The sequence below is a fragment of the Polaromonas sp. JS666 genome (assembly GCF_000013865.1).
Lineage (GTDB): Bacteria > Pseudomonadota > Gammaproteobacteria > Burkholderiales > Burkholderiaceae_C > Polaromonas.
The window spans coordinates 3120485-3133613 of record NC_007948.1 but is presented as its reverse complement, the minus strand read 5'-3'; the positions used below and the strand labels follow the sequence as shown (position 1 = coordinate 3133613).

The 13129-nt window shown below is 60.1% G+C and carries 19 protein-coding genes; 1 reads left to right on the top strand and 18 read right to left on the bottom strand.

What is annotated here, in order from left to right; all coding sequences use genetic code 11:
* Positions 1-108: 108 nt before the first annotated feature.
* The 14 genes from BPRO_RS14825 to BPRO_RS14765 all read right to left on the bottom strand — a co-directional run bounded on the left by BPRO_RS14825 (position 109) and on the right by BPRO_RS14765 (position 7467).
* Positions 109-303, bottom strand: coding sequence for a hypothetical protein (locus tag BPRO_RS14825; protein WP_041388849.1), 195 nt, complete (start codon positions 301-303; stop codon positions 109-111).
* Positions 303-518, bottom strand: coding sequence for a hypothetical protein (locus BPRO_RS14820; RefSeq protein WP_041388848.1), 216 nt, complete (start codon positions 516-518; stop codon positions 303-305). The genes BPRO_RS14825 and BPRO_RS14820 overlap by 1 nt, the downstream gene beginning before the upstream one ends.
* Entirely contained in the window at positions 515-802 is a 288-nt protein-coding gene (locus BPRO_RS14815) for a hypothetical protein (protein WP_011483887.1), read from the bottom strand. The genes BPRO_RS14820 and BPRO_RS14815 overlap by 4 nt, the downstream gene beginning before the upstream one ends.
* The gene (locus BPRO_RS14810; RefSeq protein ID WP_232291413.1) at positions 802-1968 is read right to left on the bottom strand and encodes a phage major capsid protein; all 1167 of its coding nucleotides are present in this window, start codon (positions 1966-1968) and stop codon (positions 802-804) included. Before BPRO_RS14810 ends, BPRO_RS14815 begins: the two co-directional genes overlap by 1 nt.
* Positions 1965-2261 (bottom strand): hypothetical protein, encoded by a 297-nt coding sequence (locus BPRO_RS14805; RefSeq protein ID WP_011483885.1) that lies wholly within the window; start codon positions 2259-2261, stop codon positions 1965-1967. Before BPRO_RS14805 ends, BPRO_RS14810 begins: the two co-directional genes overlap by 4 nt.
* Before the next feature lie 5 nt (positions 2262-2266).
* On the bottom strand, positions 2267-2524 hold the full coding sequence (locus BPRO_RS14800; protein WP_011483884.1) for a hypothetical protein: 258 nt from the start codon (positions 2522-2524) through the stop codon (positions 2267-2269).
* The gene (locus tag BPRO_RS29620) at positions 2521-2994 is read right to left on the bottom strand and encodes a terminase (protein WP_157045807.1); all 474 of its coding nucleotides are present in this window, start codon (positions 2992-2994) and stop codon (positions 2521-2523) included. Before BPRO_RS29620 ends, BPRO_RS14800 begins: the two co-directional genes overlap by 4 nt.
* A 171-nt stretch (positions 2995-3165) precedes the next feature.
* Entirely contained in the window at positions 3166-3498 is a 333-nt protein-coding gene (locus BPRO_RS14795) for a hypothetical protein (protein WP_011483882.1), read from the bottom strand.
* Positions 3498-4736, bottom strand: coding sequence for an AAA family ATPase (locus BPRO_RS14790; RefSeq protein WP_011483881.1), 1239 nt, complete (start codon positions 4734-4736; stop codon positions 3498-3500). The genes BPRO_RS14795 and BPRO_RS14790 overlap by 1 nt, the downstream gene beginning before the upstream one ends.
* A complete protein-coding gene (locus BPRO_RS14785; RefSeq protein WP_011483880.1) occupies positions 4733-5194 on the bottom strand; it encodes a CHC2 zinc finger domain-containing protein in 462 nt (153 codons plus the stop codon). The genes BPRO_RS14790 and BPRO_RS14785 overlap by 4 nt, the downstream gene beginning before the upstream one ends.
* Positions 5187-5465 (bottom strand): hypothetical protein, encoded by a 279-nt coding sequence (locus tag BPRO_RS14780; RefSeq protein WP_011483879.1) that lies wholly within the window; start codon positions 5463-5465, stop codon positions 5187-5189. The genes BPRO_RS14785 and BPRO_RS14780 overlap by 8 nt, the downstream gene beginning before the upstream one ends.
* Positions 5465-5665 (bottom strand): helix-turn-helix domain-containing protein, encoded by a 201-nt coding sequence (locus BPRO_RS14775; RefSeq protein WP_041388845.1) that lies wholly within the window; start codon positions 5663-5665, stop codon positions 5465-5467. Before BPRO_RS14775 ends, BPRO_RS14780 begins: the two co-directional genes overlap by 1 nt.
* Positions 5666-5764: 99 nt before the next feature.
* Positions 5765-6307, bottom strand: a complete 543-nt coding sequence (locus tag BPRO_RS29615; protein ID WP_011483877.1) for a hypothetical protein — start codon at positions 6305-6307, stop codon at positions 5765-5767.
* Positions 6304-7467, bottom strand: coding sequence for a tyrosine-type recombinase/integrase (locus BPRO_RS14765; protein WP_011483876.1), 1164 nt, complete (start codon positions 7465-7467; stop codon positions 6304-6306). The genes BPRO_RS29615 and BPRO_RS14765 overlap by 4 nt, the downstream gene beginning before the upstream one ends.
* Positions 7468-7913: 446 nt before the next feature.
* On the opposite strand from BPRO_RS14765, the gene BPRO_RS14760 reads away from it, so the two are divergent.
* Positions 7914-8927 (top strand): TRAP transporter substrate-binding protein, encoded by a 1014-nt coding sequence (locus BPRO_RS14760; protein WP_011483875.1) that lies wholly within the window; start codon positions 7914-7916, stop codon positions 8925-8927.
* Positions 8928-8953: 26 nt separating this feature from the next.
* Here the strand turns inward: BPRO_RS14760 and BPRO_RS14755 are convergent, their stop codons facing one another.
* The 4 genes from BPRO_RS14755 to BPRO_RS14740 all read right to left on the bottom strand — a co-directional run bounded on the left by BPRO_RS14755 (position 8954) and on the right by BPRO_RS14740 (position 13086).
* A complete protein-coding gene (locus BPRO_RS14755) occupies positions 8954-9658 on the bottom strand; it encodes a glutathione binding-like protein (protein ID WP_011483874.1) in 705 nt (234 codons plus the stop codon).
* A 299-nt stretch (positions 9659-9957) separates the two neighbouring features.
* Positions 9958-11217, bottom strand: coding sequence for an acyl-CoA dehydrogenase family protein (locus BPRO_RS14750; protein ID WP_011483873.1), 1260 nt, complete (start codon positions 11215-11217; stop codon positions 9958-9960).
* 47 nt (positions 11218-11264) lie between these two features.
* Complete coding sequence (locus BPRO_RS14745; RefSeq protein WP_011483872.1) at positions 11265-12356, bottom strand: phosphotransferase family protein; 1092 nt, start codon at positions 12354-12356, stop codon at positions 11265-11267.
* 4 nt (positions 12357-12360) lie between these two features.
* Positions 12361-13086 (bottom strand): Crp/Fnr family transcriptional regulator, encoded by a 726-nt coding sequence (locus BPRO_RS14740; protein WP_011483871.1) that lies wholly within the window; start codon positions 13084-13086, stop codon positions 12361-12363.
* Positions 13087-13129 lie beyond the last annotated feature (43 nt).

Genomic DNA, 13129 nt, shown 5'->3' with positions numbered 1-13129 from the left:
CCTCCTCTAATCGGAGGGTGAACGGCCGCTCAAGTGCTCAGTCTGCGGTAAAACGGGAGCTACTGGCGGCCTCGGTGCTGTGCCAACCTGCTGGGACTAAGCGCGCCGCTACTGCTCTTGCAGGCGCAGCCACTCACGCGCTTCGTCAATCGTGTGTAGCTCAGCCAGATTCGAGCCTCGGGAGAACAACCGGACATGCGGCCGTCCCTCGGCTTTCAGTGTTGGCGAAAAAAACGCCAGCACACCGATGCGGTGCGCTTCGGCTGCGAGCTGCGCCTCGGGTGAATCGGGCGGACGCGGCATCAATCGCAGTACCTGATTACGCCGTCGTCGATCTGTGCGCCGGTGCGGCCGCCGGCCAAGTCGTACAGCCGAATGCGTTTGCCGTCTTCGGCGATGTCGTCGGAGTGTAGGCCGCTTACCTCATGCGGGGCAGCGATGTCTCCAAGCTCAGGGTTCGCCAGACGCTCGCGAAGTGCGTCGCAGAATTCACACAGATCTGTTTCGGTCAATTTCATTTCGCATCTCCAATTCGGCGCCAGCGGGCAGATTCGCCGGGCAGTTCGTCGGTCGCCGCCAAGCACACGAAAAGACCGCCTGAGCGCTGCACGCAATCGCCCTGACGGTATTGCCGCCCCGGATCGTGGGCGCCTTCGAAGCTCATTGTTCGGCGCGTCTCCAGTTCGGAGATGGCTTTCTGCTGCTCTGTCATCTTCGCGATGAGCATGTCTGCCACTCTGAGCAGAAAGCCCATAGTTACCTGCGTTTTCGAGTCCCGCAGTTCCGGGTTGTCCAGTTTCATCAGAGCGCCCCGAAAGGAACACCAGTAATGACCACAGCAGCGCCTGGCCGGCCGAGCTCCCATTCGATATGGCGCCCCACCTTGAGGCCGGTAGATTCGGTTTGCCAGAGTGGGACCAGGGTGGTCGCGGCGGTCGGCGTGCCGTCGCCCGTTGGCTCGTTGTCCATTTCCACGGCGCCGTCGGAGTTTTTTCCCATGATCAGCGTACCTTCGGTGATCAAAACCGACGAGGCGTCAAAGAGGGTAATCGCGGTGCCGTCCGTGGTGATTTCCACGAGCTCGCTGGTCAGGACGGGCAGGCCGGCCAACTCGCCACCGCGGGCGCCCAAGTTGCAGGCCACGCCCGCCGCACCCATCAACAGCCCGATTGCCGCGGCTGCCCGAGGATGCATGACCCAGACCGCGTTCATCAGGGAGCCCGTGAAGGCCTCGAGCGCGTTGGCGATGTCCACCTTGAACGTTGCGGCATCGCTGCCCGAGGCAGGGATCGCGGGCATCCCGTAAGCGATCCCCGGCGGCTTTTCGCCAGCCACGCCTGCATTCTGGTGGTCGATGAATGCCGCGTCAGTGGCGCTTGCTACGGCCAGGGCCAGGTCGCCGCGCAACACCTCGTCGCCGCCTGGTGCCTCCAGCAAGTCATTTGAGACCACCACTATCGCGCCGACGCGCATTTTGGCCTCGAGCGTCGTGCGATCAAATGCCATGCTGCTCAACGGGGTCGCCTTGCCTTGTGCGACCCAGTAGCCGGTCGCAGCGCCGGTTTGTTTCACCACTGGCACACCCACTGGCACCCGGCGCAAGTTCGCCGTCCGTCCGAGGATGGTCATAGGCGTCACGATCTCCAGGAATTCAGCAACAGCAGATTGGGCTTCAAGCTCGGCGCCCCAGGCGCCGCTGGCTGTGCTTCCACCTGCAACCGCTGCGCGTGTGATGACAGCCACTTCACTGCCCTTGCCCCAGCGCTGCTCAGCAATGCGCAGTGCGCCGACTGGCCCTTCGGCATTCTTTTGCGCGAGTATGTTCGAGATCAACGCGCGCACGACGCCGGAGCCGCGGGGTGGAAAGTTCGTGTTTTCGTACATGAGGAGGTCCTTCAAAAGTTCTTTAATTGGGCCATCGCGCAGCTGCAAAAGCGATAACGCCCGATGTCGTTGGATGACGTTCAATGACCTCTTTTTTGTTCGATCCACAGCGCCAGGTCCAGCAGGCGATAACTGACCCGGCTTCGTTCAACCGGCAGGTTGTAGGCAACAGGCGCGCGCCCCTGGTGGCGCATATTCTTCAGCCCGCCTTGGGTCATGCCGATCAGCTGCGCGGCGGCTTCCTCGGTTACACGCTCATCAGCGGCCACGACGCAACCCGCCTCCTGGCACTTCGCCCGCAGCAGCAGGCGCGTGGCTTCGGCGCGGGCCTGCAGGTCGGCTGCGCGGGCCTGATCGTCCAAGTATGTGTTGCGCATATGCTTTACTGCTTCACCGCACCGTGCGAGCGCGCCGCATCAATAGCGGTCTGAAACTCGGCATGCAGCTCGGCGTCGGTCAGGTCGCCAACCGCAACCCCCACGACGAGCGTGAACGTTAGGAATCGCAATTTCTCGCGGTCCCATCCTCGGGTCAGTGCGGCTTGAAAGAGAATCGATGCCGCCCAAAGGCCGGCGGCGGTCGGGTCAATTTCGCTCGGCAGCTCGGGCAGCCGCTCCATGGGGTTCGGTGGCGTGCTCATCGCCTGCCCGCTCCGTTGCGTAAAAACGGGTTCGTATTTCCCTTGGGCTTGATGACTTGGACTTTTGAGCGGTCGGCCGGCGTCAGACCCAATTTCCCCAAAGTAGCCTCAAGACGGATCATCAACTTTGCGTCTGCATAGACTGGACTGGCCCGCAAGGCGGCAAGCACCCTGGCGCCATGCTCAACAATCAAACGGTCAGCCGCGCATAACGTGCCGACATGGCACATACCGACAATCTCTGTCCAACATTTGCGGGATTCGTCATCAAAATAGCTTGGTGCGTCACCGATTTCACCCGAAGGCACAGGCTCTGACTTGCGTGCCGCCGCCCGCTCGGGATGGGCCTTGAAAGAGCCTGTCAGCTCAAGCACACTTGTAGGTTTGCGTGGTCGTGCCATAGACATCCTGTTTTGGAGACGTAAAAAAAAAGTAGCGGTCCGGTTTCCCAAAGGCTTCGAAATGAACATTTCAGGTCCCCCCGGGGGGGCTACTCCAGCGGCCACCCGTCCAAGCCATTTGAATTGCCTGCCATTTGATTTCCAATTCAAAAGGGGAAATTTTTGTCTAAATGAGGGAGTGGCTGGTCCTGACTTCGCGAGGTCATGGAACATCACACGGCCCCCCGGGGCTGCTGCTGGTCATGCTTGGCCTCTATAGGTTTGTTTGAAATGCGCCAGCAGGTCGGCGCGGAGGTGTGGCGGTGTTGCCAAGCAATCGGCGCACATGGCCTCCCGCGCCGCAGGGTTGTCGCCGTGGTGGTCGCAGGCCAGCATGGCGGCTTTGAGCAGATCGGCGATGATGCTGTCGGCCTCGCGCAGTGCGGCAACGATGGCGGCTTTGTTGGCCCGCAACAATTCGCGCTGGCTGTCTTGCAGGGTGCTGGCAGGGCTGACGGCCAGCCTGTAGCGTTCCACAAGGCAGACGGTGAACCCTTGCGCCCAAAGCAGTTCCAGAATGGATTCTGGTGTCATCAAAACACCTCCGAATCAGCGGCCACCGAAGATTCCAAACGCCCCGAAGATTCCGAAGATTCCCCGTTCAGAATGTTGGAGCCTTCGGAACCTTCGGCGGAATCTTCGGGATAAGCGGTGGTGAATGTTCCCTCGCCGGGGTCACGCAAGCGCCACTGCCAACCCTTATCCATGCCGGCTTTTTGACGTTTGACGTCCAGCTTTTTAGATGCGGTCCATATCTGCTTTTTCGTGAAACCCGCATCTTTCAGCGGCTGGGTGCAGGTGTCGCAAGGTGTCCAGTGGTCGGCGGACAGTTCGGCCCTGAGCATTGCTACAGCCTCGCCGGCGTCCGATGTGGCATCGTTCGAATCGGTTTCGTTCGGGTCTGTCAGCAGTTCGCGGGCCGTACCCTCTACAGCCTTGCCCCATGTGATGCGGCTGGCCTGAATCCCCGGCAGGGCTTCTATCTGCTCAAGCTGATATTCAAACCCGCCATCGTCCGGGCCGATGTTGGACTTGCCGCGTGCCAGGATCCGGCGGTCTTCGCCGTCTTCGCCCCTTACCTTTGCCGCCACCAGCACAACGCGGGCCACGGCGGTAAAGGCAATCGAGCCGACTACGCGGGAAGCTGGATCACTGCCCGCGCCACCTTTAGAAAAGTGGCTGATTCCCAGCACAGCGCAATCAAGGCGGCTAGCCAGGTCAACCAGCGGTTGCAGCGCCCTGCGAACTTCGGTGTTTTTGTGCGAGTCGCCAGCCACAGCAGACACAACCGGATCAACAACAATCAGCTTCACGCCCCCGATGGCGCGTGCCTGATACTCCAGCGCCTCCATATCGCGGGCCGGATCAAACGCTTGCAGCTCGCCATCAATACGCGTGCCACTCACGAAGTAGCAGCGGGAACGGTCCGCGCCTGCGGCTATAAGACGGGGTAACAGTGTGTCGGCTGGGTCATCCTCGCCGCTCCACATCAACACGTTGCCGGGTTCGCAGCGTGAACCATCGGGCCAGCGTCCGCCAATCGTCACGGTTGCCATTGCAGCAAGTGCGATGGTGGTTTTACCCTGCCCGGGCGCACCGGCCAGGATGTGCAGCTTGCCCAGCGCCAGCCAGTATTGCCAAAGCCAGCGCACAGCCTCCGGGGTGAGGTCGCTACCGTTAATCAGCACCACGCCATCGGGGATAGTCGTTTCGGTTATGCCCGCGTCAGCATCCAGCAACGCTGCGAAGTGGTCGTAGTTTTCCACGTTCATGCGAACACCTCCGCAACGTGCTGGATGCGGCCGGCAGCCACCAGGAGACGCGCACGATCCTTGTTTGATAGCACTACGCCATGCGCAAGGTTCGCGGCCGCTATGGCCGTCAGATTCGATTCAAACGCCAGCACGCGGATGGCTTCTGTAGCGGGCAGCGGCTTGGGCCGGTGGTGCTTGCCAGGCTTGCCGTCGTCCTGCCATGCTCCTAGGTCTTTTGCAGCGCTGATGAAGTCCAGGCAGTTAGCGGCCATGTGATAGGCCAACACGTCGCCACCCTTGGCAGCGCAGGACATGCACACCCATGCGCCACTGGTGGTGTTGATCCTCATGGAATCACTGCCGCTGTGGAACTTGCATTCGGTGGTGCGCCACTTCCCGCGCGGGCTCAGTTTCAGCCCTTGGCTTTCAAAGTAGCTGAGCGGCTCGGGAAGTTGATCGCGGATGAAGTCACCCATGATTCCTCCCCGTCACACAATCGAGCCAGGCGGCCACAGCATCAAGGTCGGACAGCTCGCGAGTCAGCGCCCAGCGAGAAACGATATAAACCGTTTTTCCAAAATCGTTTTCTATCTGGTGCAGCACCACGCCGGCCAGGGCGCAGCGGGCGCGCAGGTTTGCATACTGCTTGCCCAAAGATTGAGCAGGCGGGATAATGACGGTGTTACTGCTTCGCTCTGCGTTTTGCCCATCCCCCGATGGGCATTCGCTTTTTTTGGGGGCGCTCATTAAATAGCGCCCTGAGTGCGTGAAGTCAAAAACGCCTCAAGGTCGCTTTGACGGTAACGAACCAGGCGCCCTACTTTGATGTAGGGCAGCGGATAGCGTTTTGTGCAACGCCAGATTTGCAGGGTGGTGGGTTTGACGCCCAGGAATTCAGCAGATTCAGCTTCATTGCGAAGCGGATCAAAAACGGCTTGATTGTCCAAGATATTCCTTCACATTCCCCCGACAACACACAGCGTGTTTCGTTTGGGTCTGTAAAGATTTGGCCTATCTATCCTCCATCATTCAAAGGGCCCGAAATATCACTTTTTGGGTACTTTTCTGCTGGTGATTGAAAATGGATCATTCGCGCGTGCCGCCGTCGATGAGCTCCGGGTGTATGGCTTGTGGCCTTTGACGTTTGTTCTGGTCTTCCCAAGTAGTGTGCGAACCTGCTTCTCTGTGATGCCGAAAATTCTGGCGGCTTCCTGACGGCCAGCCAGCGTTCTGGGTAGCCTATTTATGCCGGTAAACAAATTCTGTAATCGTCCTTCCAACTCACGGCGCAGAAGTAGGGTTGATAGATGCTTTCCAGGGGGGTGTGCTGGCCCGAATGCTTCGTCCCATGTCGAAAGGCGGCACCACAGAACTTCGTCGTATTGTCGAAGGAAGGCGGCGGCGAGCCAGGCGGGGGCAACAAGGCCATATCGAACACAGCGAGCTACACCTTCAAGCGGATTCTTTTCCAAATATGGACGATCTTCAATGATGGCTTGCGCCTCGCCGTGGAGAGGCACTGCGTCATGTGGATTTGGTTGGGCAAATGCCTCGGCTAGGGTAGCGGTAAAGGGGTCAAATGCAATCATCGCTTGCCTCCCATGAATGCTGTGGTGGCCTTTTCCATTGCGTCGCGAACCGGGTCAACGTCTGCAATACGCTGATACACAGCAGCGGCTTGCATGGACTTGTGGCCGAGTGCCTTGGCGTTAATCGCGGTATTGGCACCCGTCCTGACAAGCCAGGATCCCATTGTTCGCCGCAAGTCGTGAATGCGTAAATCCGCTAATCCAGAACGGCGGCGCAGGGTTGCCCAAGCTCGTTTCGGCTCTTGGTAATGGCCCGTTTTGCTGTCAGCAGGGAACACCCAGGGCGACGTGTCGGCTACCTCGATTTTTAGCCTTGTGAGTAGCGTTACGGCTTCGGGAACTAGCGGGATATTCATTTCTTCGCCGGCCTTCGCATCGCCTGCAGGAATACGCCATATTCCATCCTCCAGGCTGATATCGGCCCAGCGCATCGCGAGCACGTTGGCGCGCCGCGCGCCGGTCAGCAGACACAGCATAAAAAAGCTTTTCGCAGGCTCCTCTGACTCTTCCAGCGCCTGAAAGAATATCGCCAGCTCTGCCGGCTGCAGATACCGCGTGCGGGAAGTCTCGGTATTTTTCTTGACGTGGCCGGCAGGGTTTGCGCCCGTGTAGGTGCCTTCCTTCAGGGCCCAGTTGAACGCAGCCTTGACCATTGAAACGCAGCGGTTTGCCGTGGTGGGGGTGTCCTTGGAGATTTTCTTGTGAAGGGCCCGAATCCGCTCAACGCTAACATCGGACAACTTGCGTTTGCCTAAGTCGGCCTCGACGTGCTTTTTGTAGAGCCACTGATACGCCTCAAGGCTTCGCGGCTTCATGGTGGTGTTGCTCAGGTAGTCGGTCAACAATTCGGCAAAGGTTGTCTCGCCGCGCTTTGCCCGGGCCGATGCCGCGTGGCTTACGCCGGTCGCCAGGTCGGCAATGATTTTCTTCGCTTTATCGCGGGCGTTTTCGGGCGTCAGCTTGTCGGCCGTGCCAATAGTCACGCGCTCCAATGCGCCGCCTTTCTTTCGAGCCAATACCGCATAGGTTTTCACGCCTGCCGAGCTGACGCGTAGCCATAAGCCGGGCAAAGCCTCGTCCCGGTATTCGTCGCGCTTACCAGGTAGGGCAGGGGGTAATGCTTCGATTCGGGGCTTTGTGAATCTGAATTTTTCGCTCATACGCCGTTTTTGACCTTCCGGGGTAACGCCGGGGTAACAGATTTGATAAAACTTGATGAAGTTTCATTGTTACCCATTAAGGTCAATGATAGCGCAAAGCATTGATTTGTATATATTTATTAAGCTTGATAAAGCTTAGGGTCGGTATGTAAAAAGCAACAAAAACTGACTTCTAAGCTGAGGGTCGGGGGTTCGATCCCCTCCGGGCAGGCCACGGCGCCAAGCCAGCGTGCCGTGGCATTCGCTGCGCCTTATCCTCCTCCCGCCTGACCCCTTCTTGGGTCCCTCGAATCCCCGGATCGTCGCCTTACAGCGCTTCCTGGCTGATTTTTGGCCTGTTTGATGGTGCACTTTTGCAACAAACAGCTTTAACTTTTGCGCACATTGTCGTCGACATAATTGTTTACTTTAATGTTGATGGTGTTCAATCAAGGAAAGATACCCTCATGAGAAGCTCAATATCCCGGCCTGGCGGCTGGAAGGTCATCAGGCTTGTGCCGGCGTGGGCCGCCCTGGCTTTGCTGGCTTTGGGTTCGGCCTTCGCGGAGCCGCTGCGCGTTGCGGGAAACTTCGCAGCGAATCACTCCAGCAGCCTGGCAATGGCCCAGTTCAAGCTGGACGTCGAAAAGGTCTCCAGCGGGCAGATCCAGGTCGAGGTCTTCCCGGCCATGCAGTTGGGCAGTGCCCAGGACAATGTGGACCAGGTTCGCAGCGGGAAGCTGTTCATGACCTGGATCTCGACCGCCTATCTCTCGCGCACCGTCCCGGAGCTGTCGGTACTCAGCATTCCATTTTTGTTTACCGACCGTCAGCTCGCCTTCAAGGTCGTCGACGGCAAGGTTGGCGCCATGCTGGGAGGCAAGTTTGCCGCCAAAGGTTTTTTACCCCTGGGCTTCATGGAGTTGGGGCCACGTCAGCTGACCAACAGCCAGCGGCCGGTCCGCTCGATCACCGATTTAAAAGGGCTGAAGCTGCGTCTGCAGCCGGATGAAATTCATATCGCGACGTTTCAGGCGCTGGGCGCGAACCCGGTGAAGATGGACATCAAGGAGGTTTATGGCGCGCTGCAGTCCGGTGCGCTGGATGCCCAGGAAAATCCCTTTGCCGTAATTCGGGACAGGAACTTCCATGAGGTGCAGAAATACCTGACCAACACCTCGCATTTTTTCGATTTCATCGTGCTGGTCGCCAACAAGCAAAGGTTCGAAGCGCTCAAGCCGGAGCACCAGAAAATCATCCAGGACGCGGCCACCAAGGCGGTCATCGCGCAGCGGACCTCTGCCGCCGCGGAAGATATCGGCGCGATTGTCGATCTGGCAAACAGGGGCATGAAGTTTGAACCCGTGCGCCCTTCGTTCCGGGCCGACATGCGCAAGGCGACGGAAGGTATCGTCGACAGCGTGCGCCAAAAAGCCGGCGCGGACCTCGTTCAGGCTACCCTGGACGCCGCCGTGCGATAAGGACGGTGCCCTCACCGGCCCCGCAGTTACCGCTTTGCGTACTGTGTTTTGCCAAACAGGATGTCGCGTTCCTTGTCGCCCGTGAGCGGGCGGCGCAGGTCCGCCAGTACCTGTACGCCGCGCTGCACGGCCGGGCGGGCGCTGACGAGGTCGAACCATTTTTTCAGGTGGGGGTAGTCGGCCCAGTCGATGCCATGGTTGGCCCAGTTGCGCAGCCAGGGGAAGATGGCCACATCGGCAATGGTGTACTGGTTGCAGGCGATGAATTTGCTGGTGGCCAGCTGCCTGTCCATTACGCCGTAGAGCCGCCTGGTTTCATTGGTGTAGCGGTTGACGGCGTAGTCGATCTTTTCGGGGGCGTACTGGCGAAAGTGGTGGGTCTGGCCGATCATGGGGCCCACGCTGCCCATCTGGAACATCAGCCATTGCAAAACCTGGAATTTGAGCCGGTCGCTTTTCGGCAGCAGCTTGCCGGTTTTGGCGGCCAGGTAGAGCAAAATGGCGCCGGATTCAAACAGCGAAATGGGCTTGCCGTCCGGGCCATGGGGGTCGACCAGTGCGGGAATCTTGTTGTTGGGGCTGATGGCGAGAAAGTCGGGCTTGAACTGGTCGCCTTTGCCGATGTTGACCGGAAAGGCCTGCCAGTCACGGCCGAGGCGAAAGCCGCACTCCTCGAGCATGACATGGACTTTGTGGCCATTGGGAGTGGGCCATGAGTAAACGTTGATCATTGGTGTTTCCGTGTTTTCTTTAGTATCAGGGTGCCTGCTGCACTGTAAAAGAAAAGCAGAAACCCTGTTTGATCGGCTCTGAAACGTGCGGATGTCCTGGGGCGCGGATATTCGCTGCGTGGCCTGGATGGATGCTGTTTCTCAAATGGCCCTGAAACGGCCCTGAAACGCGAGCCGGCATTTGGCGACATTTGCGCTCTGGACTGACATGGGCGCGCCCGCGCAACGCGCAACGCGCAAATAAGCCGCCGGCAGCCATGGGCTGTATGGCGCCGGGCCCGTCAAAAACCCGAAGCGGCTCAGGAGCCGCGCGTCACGGGCATGTCGATCTCACCGGGCATCGCCAGGTATTTGGCCAGTTCCAGCTTGGCCAGGGAGGCGCGGTGTACTTCGTCCGGCCCGTCGGCCAGGCGCAATGTCCGCTGGTGGGCATAGGCGTAAGCCAGCGGGAAATCATCCGACACGCCGCCGCCGCCGTGCGCCTGGATGGCCCAGTCGATGATCTGGCAGGCCATGTTGGGCGCCACCACCTTGATCATGGCGATCTCGGCCTTGGCGACCTTGTTGCCCACGGTGTCCATCATGTAGGCGGCCTTGAGTGTCAGCAGGCGGGCCTGCTCGATCATGCAGCGTGCCTCGGCGATGCGTTCCTCCCAGACCGACTGGCGTGCAACCGGTTTACCGAAGGCCACGCGGCTGTTCAGCCGTTTGCACATCAGCTCCAGCGCACGCTCGGCACTCCCGATGCTGCGCATGCAGTGGTGGATGCGTCCGGGGCCAAGACGGCCCTGGGCAATTTCAAAGCCCCGGCCTTCGCCCAGCAGCAGATTGCCGGCGGGCACACGCACATTGGTCAGCCGCACTTCCATATGGCCGTGCGGTGCGTCGTCGTAACCAAAGACAGAGAGCGGGCGAATCACGGTGATGCCTGGCGTGTTGGCGGGCACCAGGATCATCGACTGCTGCTCGTGGCGGCCCGCCTCGGGGTTGGTCTTGCCCATCACGATGTAAATCGCGCAGCGCGGATCACCGGCGCCGGAGGACCACCATTTCAGGCCATTGAGCACATAGTGATCGCCGTCGCGCTCAATGCGGCACTGGATGTTGGTGGCGTCGGACGAAGCCACTTCCGGCTCGGTCATCAGGAAGGCCGAACGGATCTCGCCCTTGAGCAGCGGTTCCAGCCACTGATCCTTGTTGGCCTCGGAGCCGTAGCGTGCAATGGTCTCCATGTTGCCGGTGTCGGGCGCCGAGCAGTTGAACACTTCGGCCGCAAATGGCACGCGGCCCATGATTTCGCACAGGGGCGCGTATTCGAGGTTGGACAGGCCTTCAGGCGCGCGCGGGGAGTGCGGCAAAAACAGGTTCCAGAGGCCGGCGGCGCGTGCCTTGGGTTTGAGCTCTTCAATGATGGCCGTGGGAATCCAGGCGTTTCCCTTGGCCCGGTTTTCGGCGATTTCCCGAAAGAAGCGGGCCTCGTTCGGGTAGATATGCGCCTCCATGAACGTCAACAGGCGCGCCTGCAGTTCCTTGACTTTGGGGGTGTAGCTGAAATCCATGAGGTCTCCTGCAGGGGTGTTGGTGATGGGGTAAAAAGTTGCCAGCGTCAGCGCTGGCTTTCAAGCGCAAAGCGCCAGGCCATCCCGGCCAGCAGCGGTGCACCCGCTGCCGAGCTGACCGCCTGCGCGCTGGAGGCGGTACCGGCTTCCACCCGTTTGGCAATGCCCTGCAAAATCGCTGCGAGGCGAAACAGGTTGTAGGCAAGGTAGAAATTCCAGTCGGCCTTGAGGGCTTCGGGTGTGGCCAGGCCGGTGCGCTCGCAATAACGGCGGATGTATTCGGCTTCCGAAGGAATGCCCAGGCTGGCGATGTCCAGGCCGCCAATGCCGCGAAACGCGCCCGGTGGTATGTGCCAGGCCATGCAGTGGTAGCTGAAGTCTGCCAGCGGATGGCCCAGGGTGGACAGCTCCCAGTCGAGCACCGCCAGTACGCGCGGCTCGGTGGGATGAAACATCAGGTTGTCGAGCCGGAAGTCGCCGTGCACGATGGAGACCATGCTGTCATCGCGCGCGCCGGCAGGGATATTGGCTGGCAGCCACTGGATCAGCGAATCCATCTCGGGAATCGGTTGGGTAATGGATGCCGCGTACTGCTTGCTCCAGCGGCCAATCTGGCGCTCAAAGTAGTTGCCGGGCTTGCCGTAATCGGCCAGGCCCCGTTCCGCAAACCTCACGGTGTGCAGGGCGGCGATCACGCGGTTCATCTCGTCATAGATCTCGCCGCGCCGGGTGTTGGTCATGCCGGGCAGGGACTGGTCCCAGAGGACCCGGCCCTCGACGAACTCCATCACATAAAAAGCCCGCCCGATCACGGACTCGTCTTCGCACAGGCAGTGCATCCTGGCGACGGGCACGTCGGTGCCCTGCAGGCCCTGCATGACCTTGAATTCGCGCTCCACCGCGTGGGCCGACGGCAGCAGCCTGGCCACAGGGCCCGGTTTGGCCCGCATGACGTAAGACCGCCCCGGTGTGATCAGCTTGTAGGTCGGGTTGGACTGGCCACCCTTGAATATCTCGACGGTCAACGGTCCTTCGAAACCCTCGAGGTGCTGTTTCAGATAGGTGCTGAGGACGTCGATGTCAAAAGCCTGCTGCCCGGAAACGGCCCGGGTGCCTACAAAATGGTCGAAATTGCTCATGTGCTTATTTGTCCATATCGGCTTCGGAGATGCGCATCAGGGCTTCGCGGTTTCGCACCACCAGGCCCCCTGGCTCGATGCGGATCGCCTCCTCGCGCTCCATGGACTTGAGCTCCTGGTTGACGCGCTGGCGGGAGGCACCCAGCAACTGGGCCAACTCCTCCTGGGCCAGCTGCAGGCCGATGCGTATCTCCTGGCCGTCGGCCAGGCTGGGCACGCCGTAGCAGCGAACGAGGTGCAACAGCTGCTTGGCCAGGCGCGCGCGCAGGGGCAGGGTGTTGAGGTCTTCCACCAGGCCGAAGAGCTGACGCAGGCGCCGTGCATGGAGCCGCAGCATGGCCTCGTAGAGCTCCACATGGGCTGCCAGAATTTTTCTGAAATCGGCCTTGGCCACGCACAGGATCGTGGTGTCGCCGTGCGCATACGCGTCGTGCGTGCGGCGGTCGCCGTCGAAAATCGCCACGTCGCCAAACCAGATGCCTGGCTCGACATAGGTCAGGGTGATCTGCTTGCCCGAGAGGGAGGTGGAGCTTACGCGCACGGCTCCCTTCGCGCAGGCAATCCATTCTTCCGGCGGATCGCCGCGGGCGGCAATCAATTCGCCGTCTTTGTAGCGTTTGACGTAAGCGCATCGCAGGATGTCGTGCCTCAGGGACGGGGACAGTGATGAAAACCAGCGACCACTGTTGATGGCCGCTCTTTCATCTATCGTAAGAATAGGATCGTCCATGGCCTGTCTTTTAAGTGACTAACAAGACCACCATTGTCACCCC

Bases quoted from the DNA above. Each gene is read 5' to 3' on its own strand.
- BPRO_RS14745 (WP_011483872.1), bottom strand. From the start codon at position 12,356: ATGAGCAATTTCGACCATTTTGTAGGCACCCGGGCCGTTTCCGGGCAG.
- BPRO_RS14780 (WP_011483879.1), bottom strand. From the start codon at position 5,465: ATGAGCGCCCCCAAAAAAAGCGAATGCCCATCGGGGGATGGGCAAAAC.
- BPRO_RS29615 (WP_011483877.1), bottom strand. From the start codon at position 6,307: ATGATTGCATTTGACCCCTTTACCGCTACCCTAGCCGAGGCATTTGCC.
- BPRO_RS14790 (WP_011483881.1), bottom strand. From the start codon at position 4,736: ATGAACGTGGAAAACTACGACCACTTCGCAGCGTTGCTGGATGCTGAC.
- BPRO_RS14805 (WP_011483885.1), bottom strand. From the start codon at position 2,261: ATGCGCAACACATACTTGGACGATCAGGCCCGCGCAGCCGACCTGCAG.
- BPRO_RS14755 (WP_011483874.1), bottom strand. From the start codon at position 9,658: ATGATCAACGTTTACTCATGGCCCACTCCCAATGGCCACAAAGTCCAT.
- BPRO_RS14800 (WP_011483884.1), bottom strand. From the start codon at position 2,524: ATGAGCACGCCACCGAACCCCATGGAGCGGCTGCCCGAGCTGCCGAGC.
- BPRO_RS29620 (WP_157045807.1), bottom strand. From the start codon at position 2,994: ATGTTCATTTCGAAGCCTTTGGGAAACCGGACCGCTACTTTTTTTTTA.
- BPRO_RS14785 (WP_011483880.1), bottom strand. From the start codon at position 5,194: ATGGGTGACTTCATCCGCGATCAACTTCCCGAGCCGCTCAGCTACTTT.
- BPRO_RS14740 (WP_011483871.1), bottom strand. From the start codon at position 13,086: ATGGACGATCCTATTCTTACGATAGATGAAAGAGCGGCCATCAACAGT.
- BPRO_RS14820 (WP_041388848.1), bottom strand. From the start codon at position 518: ATGAAATTGACCGAAACAGATCTGTGTGAATTCTGCGACGCACTTCGC.
- BPRO_RS14815 (WP_011483887.1), bottom strand. From the start codon at position 802: ATGAAACTGGACAACCCGGAACTGCGGGACTCGAAAACGCAGGTAACT.
- BPRO_RS14750 (WP_011483873.1), bottom strand. From the start codon at position 11,217: ATGGATTTCAGCTACACCCCCAAAGTCAAGGAACTGCAGGCGCGCCTG.
- BPRO_RS14795 (WP_011483882.1), bottom strand. From the start codon at position 3,498: ATGACACCAGAATCCATTCTGGAACTGCTTTGGGCGCAAGGGTTCACC.
- BPRO_RS14760 (WP_011483875.1), top strand. From the start codon at position 7,914: ATGAGAAGCTCAATATCCCGGCCTGGCGGCTGGAAGGTCATCAGGCTT.
- BPRO_RS14825 (WP_041388849.1), bottom strand. From the start codon at position 303: ATGCCGCGTCCGCCCGATTCACCCGAGGCGCAGCTCGCAGCCGAAGCG.
- BPRO_RS14765 (WP_011483876.1), bottom strand. From the start codon at position 7,467: ATGAGCGAAAAATTCAGATTCACAAAGCCCCGAATCGAAGCATTACCC.